At 40.9% G+C, this 3,286-nt stretch carries 4 protein-coding genes; 1 reads left to right on the top strand and 3 read right to left on the bottom strand.

What is annotated here, in order from left to right; all coding sequences use genetic code 11:
* Together MRT15_RS09415 and MRT15_RS09410 are read right to left on the bottom strand one after the other, a co-directional pair.
* A partial coding sequence (locus MRT15_RS09415) for a radical SAM protein (protein WP_304329835.1) occupies nucleotides 1-424 on the bottom strand: 424 nt, incomplete at its 3' end.
* Nucleotides 425-483: 59 nt separating this feature from the next.
* Entirely contained in the window at nucleotides 484-2,376 is a 1,893-nt protein-coding gene (locus MRT15_RS09410) for an aldehyde ferredoxin oxidoreductase family protein (RefSeq protein ID WP_304329834.1), read from the bottom strand.
* A 137-nt stretch (nucleotides 2,377-2,513) separates the two neighbouring features.
* Between MRT15_RS09410 and MRT15_RS09405 the strand changes: the two genes are divergently transcribed.
* Nucleotides 2,514-2,750, top strand: coding sequence for a MoaD/ThiS family protein (locus MRT15_RS09405; protein ID WP_304329833.1), 237 nt, complete (start codon nucleotides 2,514-2,516; stop codon nucleotides 2,748-2,750).
* A 129-nt stretch (nucleotides 2,751-2,879) separates the two neighbouring features.
* Here the strand turns inward: MRT15_RS09405 and MRT15_RS09400 are convergent.
* A partial coding sequence (locus MRT15_RS09400) for a hypothetical protein (protein ID WP_304329832.1) occupies nucleotides 2,880-3,286 on the bottom strand: 407 nt, incomplete at its 5' end.

The raw sequence follows: 3,286 nt of genomic DNA, 5'->3' as shown, positions 1-3,286 counted from the left end.
GGCTTCCAAGCCTCCTAATCTTCTCATATAAATCTACGTCAACGGCATCGATACTCACATAAAGTTCATCGAGGCCCATTTTCACGAGGTCTTCGGCGATCTCTAGTAATCTCGTACCATTGGTGTTCAGCACTAACATTATATTCTTAGACTTAGCGTAACTGAGCATGTCCAGTATGTATGGGTTGATTGTGGGTTCACCCCACCCAGTTAAAACTAGTCGTTTAATACCGGAGTTCACAGCATTATTCACAATTTTCTTGTAATCTTCGAAGCTCATATCTGAAAACTTAAAGTTCTCCACAGCATACCTGAAGCAGTGGATGCAATTCAAATTACATCGTGTAGAAACCTCTAATACCAATTCCCGTAGATAAGAATCTTCACTAAGATTTACAATCCAATCGCCAATCTTCAAAATCATAAAACTATAACACCTAAAGTTAAATTGAGCTGGGGAAAAAAATGGTGTGGTTGTGGTGGTTAGCCTGGAAGTAGTCCCTCTTCTTCTATTTTGTCAGCTAGCCACTTTAAGTCTAGCTCCTCCAGCTTAGCTCTAGTAGGTCTCCCCTTAATCCAGCCTCTTGCAGCATAATATTCTGGTAGCATTTCCTTAAGTCTAACGACGTGGCCTTTAGCTGGCCCCTCAGGCATAGGTTCTTCTAATAGCCTCTTTGGTAGTGTATCATATGCTTCGCCATCGCCAAATGAGAGGACATTAAACGCTCTCTCAGCATTATATATTCTTTCACCAATCTTGGAGAATTCTTCTGGTGTTATGTTCCAGCCTGTTACAGCTGAAACTTGCTCTGCTAAAATGTCAACGTAGTAGGCGAATGTGACAAATTTACAGACAATCATGCTGTCGATGGTTGCAAAGGCATCTTGCATTTCCTTAACCATCCTACCCTTACCTTCAGTGGCAAACCTATCTGCTTTAACAGGTATGCCGAGGATTTCAGGTGATATCATGTATGCCCTCAAGTGGCATCCTCCCCTATTGCTTGTTGCATATGCTAATCCATGGCCTTGTACTCCTCGTGGATCGTATGCTGGAAGCTCTTGTCCCCTCACAACCATGGCTAATTCTGGTGCACCATACTTCTGTGCTAACCTCAATGCACCTTCAGCTAGATCGTCACCTATACCAGACCTGTAGGCTGTTCTCCAAGCAAGCTCAACGAGAGCTTCACCACTACCCCATGTAGCCTTTAATCCACGTAGCTTCTCAGGCGGGATTTTACCCTTCTCAACGAGTTCGAGGAAAGTCCCTATAACATGGCCCATTGAAATAGTGTCTAATCCTAACTCATTGCATAGGTAGTTGGCCTTAGAGACTGCCGCTAAGTCACTAGTTCCAGTTTGAGCTCCAAGAGCCCATACAGTTTCATATTCTGGTCCTCCACCCTCACCTGTGAATGGTGGCTTAATTATTTTGGTGTACCTTGAACAGCCAATTGGGCAACCCCAGCATATCTCCTCCTTCTGCTTCTCCCAATCCATTATATCCCTGGCTATGGTTTCACCACTAGTCTTGTCAGCTTCTGGGAAGACACCAGTTTGGAAGTTTCTAGTTGGGTATATGCCGTGGGCATTTATGATGTTTACAAGGATAGCTGTACCATACCTTGGTAGCCCCTCACTAGTTACTGGAGACTTCTTAACTAAATCCATGGATTTCAACACAACTTCCTTAAATTTAGCTTCATCTGCTATTGGTGGCTTAATATGCCCTCTAACAGCGATAGCCTTGAAATTCTTACTACCCCATACAGCTCCATGACCGCCTCGACCAGCAGCCCTATTCTTATCGTTTAATATGCAGGCAAATTTTACGAGGTTTTCTCCAGCTGGACCTATACATGCCACTTTAATTTGCTTAGCTTCATCCTTACCTATAACTGGCATTTGCTCTTCCATTATTAGGTCTGTTGTGGCGTGGACATCCTTACCCCAAAGATGCTTTGCATCTCTTAATTCTGCTTTCCCATCATAAATCCATAGATATACTGGTTTCTCAGCTTTCCCCTCAATGATCACCATGTCGAAACCTGCAAACTTTAATTCAGGTCCAAATTTGCCACCACTTTGGGAGTCGTGGATGCTGTTGGTGAGTGGCGCCTTTGTAACGGAACACCACCTTCCAGAAGATGGTATTCCAGCAATACCTGTTACGGGGCCTGTTGCCACAATAGCCTTATTCTCCGGGCTTAATGGATCTATCTTTGGGTTAACCTCCCTCAACATGTAGTATACTCCAAGACCTCTACCACCAAGCCACTTCCTCAAAATACCTTCAGGTGGAAGTGGTTCAACATACACCTTTTCCTTCCATAGATCGACTCTAAGAACTTTACCTACATAACCACCTAACATTAAAATCCCCCTCTTCCAAAAACCTTTTGAATATCACTATTAACCCACTCAATTTATAAACCTTTCCACTTTTGGAAGCATTATATTTATTTCAATGTAAAGTTTAATATTATATGTAGCGGTTTCGGTGTCTCTCCTTGAAGAAGATCATAGTTAAATTTGTTTCAGTTTTTGCTGAAAAGCTTGGTAGTGAGAGGATTGTGGAGCTAGATGATAATGCTACACTAAATGACTTAATTGAAATGATTTCACATGAACTGGAAGATGTTAAGACTAAAGGTTTAGTGTTCGTAAACTATAGATTTCCAGAAGAGGGGAGACGCTTAAACGATGGTGATATAGTACTAATAATGCCAATGTATGCAGGGGGGTAAACAATTTAGTTCTGAATGCTTATGGAGAATCACTACATGCTTATTCAATTAGCCTCAACTTCTATATGATACTGTCAACTTCAGATAATTCTGAGCGCATTTTGCATTGATAAATGAGGATGGAGCCATTTACTTCTTAATGGAAACTAGTATGATAACATCTCTTTCCAATCCGATGAGAGAATTGTTCATGTAATATCGTATTAGGAAATCCTCTTTAATCACGTCCACTTCAGATGATATCCAATAATTGCCAGTTAAATGAATTTTCATAACATTTTTATTAATGAAAATAGTTTCCTCCCTATTGTATTCTATTTTGGCGCAGAAGTATATTCCCCCATCTTCTGCAGTTATGTTTTCGAAGCCTCTAACATAATTCTCTTCAATAAGCTCACCAGTATATTTAGTTCCTTCAATTGTTAATGTGAAATTGGTTTTATGGCTCCAACTTTTACCCATGGTTAATGGGTATGGAGGTTCAGGTATTGGCTTTTCATATATACATTCCCTACCATTTGAAATCCATCTTTCTA

Source organism: Candidatus Culexarchaeum yellowstonense (genome assembly GCF_024707025.1).
Classification (GTDB): domain Archaea; phylum Thermoproteota; class Methanomethylicia; order Culexarchaeales; family Culexarchaeaceae; genus Culexarchaeum.
This window is presented reverse-complemented; position numbering and strand designations above follow the sequence as displayed.